Annotated in this window: 3 protein-coding genes; 2 read left to right on the forward strand and 1 reads right to left on the reverse strand. The window is 30.4% G+C overall.

The features are described from left to right. Positions 1–42: 42 nt before the first annotated feature. Entirely contained in the window at positions 43–1,353 is a 1,311-nt protein-coding gene (locus tag B0A78_RS13100; RefSeq protein ID WP_014165643.1) for a M43 family zinc metalloprotease, read from the forward strand. A 77-nt stretch (positions 1,354–1,430) separates the two neighbouring features. On the opposite strand, the gene B0A78_RS13105 is transcribed toward B0A78_RS13100, so the two are convergent. Next, positions 1,431–2,519, reverse strand: coding sequence for a M42 family metallopeptidase (locus B0A78_RS13105; RefSeq protein WP_014165642.1), 1,089 nt, complete (start codon positions 2,517–2,519; stop codon positions 1,431–1,433). 80 nt (positions 2,520–2,599) lie between these two features. Between B0A78_RS13105 and B0A78_RS13110 the strand changes: the two genes are divergently transcribed. Continuing rightward, positions 2,600–3,310 (forward strand): DUF4294 domain-containing protein, encoded by a 711-nt coding sequence (locus B0A78_RS13110; protein ID WP_014165641.1) that lies wholly within the window; start codon positions 2,600–2,602, stop codon positions 3,308–3,310. Positions 3,311–3,334: the final 24 nt, after the last annotated feature.

The raw sequence follows: 3,334 nt of genomic DNA on the forward strand, positions 1-3,334 counted from the left end.
CCTAATACTAATATTTAATAATTTAATAAAATAAATAGGAAAATGATTAAAATAAAAAAAGAACTTCTAATATTAGTCTCAATAATAAGTTATTCCATTTTTGCTCAAAATATAAAATGTAAGATAACAGAAACCAATACCAATGAGAACAATAATTCAAGAGTAAAAGCAAAGATAAAATGGGATCAAGAGGTACAATTGCCCATAATAACAGATGAAGATCTAAAAAAAGAATTTATCATACCCGTTGTTTTTCATGTTTTTGATGCTGGATATGTTTACTATCCAGAAACAAAAAAAGCAACCCCAAATGCTTATTATGAAACAGATGATAAAAAGATTACAACCGAAAAAATAAAAAAAGCCTTAGAAAAAGTAAATGAAGATTTTAATGGACTCAATGATGATTATGATAGTGTCGATCCCGATTTTGAACCTATAAAATCTAAATTAAATATAAAGTTTGAACTAGCCAAAATAGGGAAGAGAGGAAAGGATAGGCCAGAAGGGTGTGTTAATTTTTATGACAAAGATGAAAAAGGTTTTGGAAAAAATACTCAAACGATTAAAGATTTGATACAAACGAAATATGCCTGGGATAACAATAAATACATCAATGTATATATTCAAAATGACCTTTTTGATGATCAGAAAAATAATTCAGGTGTAGCTACATATCCAGATCAAGAAAAAACAAAAAATAATTTTTCTAGAATAGTTTATAGCGGGACATCTATTTATGGTAATACAGATGTTGAATTTGCTTCTACACTCACTCATGAATTTGCTCACTTTTTAGGATTAATACATACTTTTGAAAATGGATGTACTGGAACAGATGAAGTAGATGATACCCCACAAGAAGATTCTGCAGTAGCAAATACTAGATGTATGTCGGCCATTAATTGCAATAGAGAAAAAATTAATAGCGAAAATTATATGGGATATAATGGATCTCATGGTTGTTACAAAATGTTTACAAAAGGACAAGTACAACGTATGTATAAAGCATTACATCACCCTAGTAGAGAAAAATTATGGCAAAAAGAAAATCTTATAGATACAGGTCTAATGGAAAGAGACCTTTTGGCAAATAATCAATTTGATAAACAAGCAACTTTAAATATATATCCTAATCCTTTTAATTCCAATATAGAAATTTCTATAGATGAAAAAATAAAAGAAGCAAAACTTTTTACTATTCTAGGAGAGGAAATACTTGTTAATCTTCATCCTTTAAACGAAAATCTAATTCATATAGAACGACTAGAATCTTTAAAAACGGGTTTATATATAATAAAGATAACCACATTGTCAGGAAAAACATTCTCTAAAAAAATGACAAAAAAATAAAAAAGATTCTTTAAAACATTAAAGAAAAATCCACTCGAATAAAACCGAGTGGATTTTTTAATCAATAAAACCATTTCCTATTTAAAATAAGAAAAAGTTTCATTGTTTTCAATTTTTAAAAGGATTTCATAAATTAATTTAATGACATTCTCCACATCCTCTCTATGTACCATTTCAACAGTTGTGTGCATATAGCGTAAAGGTAAAGAAATCAAAGCAGATGCAACCCCACCATTACTATAAGCAAAAGCATCCGTGTCTGTACCAGTTACTCTTGAACTTGCGTGTCTTTGAAATGGAATTGCTTTTTCCATAGCCGTATCAACAATTAATTCCCGTAGTCTATTCTGAACAGCAGGAGCATAAGCTATAACAGGACCACGACCTATTTTTAAATCACCTTCAATTTTTTTATCAATCATAGGAGTCGTAGTATCATGACATACGTCAGTTACAATCGCAACATTAGGCTTAATAGTTTGCGTAATCATTTCAGCACCGCGTAATCCAACTTCCTCCTGTACCGAATTTACTATATACAAACCAAAAGGCAATTTTTTATCATTCTCTTTTAGTAAGCGCGCTACTTCAGCTATCATAAAACCACCCATTCGGTTGTCTATAGCACGACATACAAATTTATTGTTATTTAAAATCATAAACTCATCTGGATATGTAATAACACAACCCACATACACACCTAATGATTCTACTTCTTCCTTACTACTACATCCACAATCTATAAAAATATTATGTAAGGAAGCACTTTCTTCCTTACCTCTTCCGCGTGTGTGAATAGCAGGCCAGCCAAAAACCCCCTTTACAATACCATTTTTAGTATGAATGTTTACCCTTTTTGAGGGAGCAATTTGATGGTCAGAACCCCCATTACGGATAACATATATTAAACCATCTTCTGTAATATAATTCACATACCACGATATTTCATCACTATGCCCTTCTATTACCACCTTATAAGGAGCATCTGGATTTATAACACCAACAGCCGTCCCGTATGTATCCGTGATAAAAGTATCTACATAAGGTTTAAGATAATCCATCCAAATTTTTTGCCCTTCACTCTCATATCCCGTAGGAGACGCATTGTTTAAATAGCGTTCTAAAAAGCTTATAGAAAAGTCATTTAATATTGATTCAGTATTCATAATTTTTTTTTGCTAAAATAAAAAAATGGTACAACACTTGTTGAATAAATGTATAATTTTGAACCAAAAATAAATATCAAATGTACAAATACAACATAAGTGTAGTTTTTCTACTTTTTTCCGTACTAACCGTTACGGCTCAAGAGGTAAAAGTCGATTCTACCGAAATCGAGAAAAAACTAGATATAAAGGACACAATAGCACAAGTATCTTACCAATTAGAAGAAGTCTTGGTAACTAATAGAGCCTATAATTTTAAAAACGAAGAAGAACGAAAACGTTTTATGATTCTAAAACGGAGAGTGATGAGAACGTATCCTTACGCAAAAATAGCAGCTGATAGATTGGTAGCCCTTAACAATGGAATGAAACTTTTAAAAACAGAGCGTGATAAAAAAAAATACTTTAAACTAGTTGAAAAATTTTTAACAGAAGAATTTGAAGAACAATTAAAAAAATTAAGCCGAAAAGAGGGGCAAGTTTTAGTCAAACTAATTCATCGTCAAACAGGTATTACCACCTATGAATTAATAGCTGATTTAAAAAATGGTTGGAAAGCCTTTTGGGCTAACAATACAGCAAGTTTATTTGATATAAATTTAAAAACAAAATACGAACCCAATCTAATTGCAGAAGATTATCTTATAGAAAGCGTTTTATATCGTTCCTTCATAGATGGTAGATTGGTAGCGCAAGAATCTAAATTAGGGCATAACTATAACGAACTTCAAAAAAGTTGGCGTCAAAAAGTAAAAGACTATAAAGAAAGACATCCTGAACTACAAAAATAAAGCATAATTAAGAAGGGTTATTTT

Origin of the sequence: Flavobacterium columnare NBRC 100251 = ATCC 23463, from assembly GCF_002530675.1 — a bacterium.
Lineage (GTDB): Bacteria > Bacteroidota > Bacteroidia > Flavobacteriales > Flavobacteriaceae > Flavobacterium > Flavobacterium columnare.

What these genes read in the sequence shown, in the direction of transcription:
- B0A78_RS13110 (WP_014165641.1), top strand. Translation starts at nt 2,600, where the DNA reads ATGTACAAATACAACATAAGTGTAGTTTTTCTACTTTTTTCCGTACTA.
- B0A78_RS13105 (WP_014165642.1), bottom strand. Translation starts at nt 2,519, where the DNA reads ATGAATACTGAATCAATATTAAATGACTTTTCTATAAGCTTTTTAGAA.
- B0A78_RS13100 (WP_014165643.1), top strand. Translation starts at nt 43, where the DNA reads ATGATTAAAATAAAAAAAGAACTTCTAATATTAGTCTCAATAATAAGT.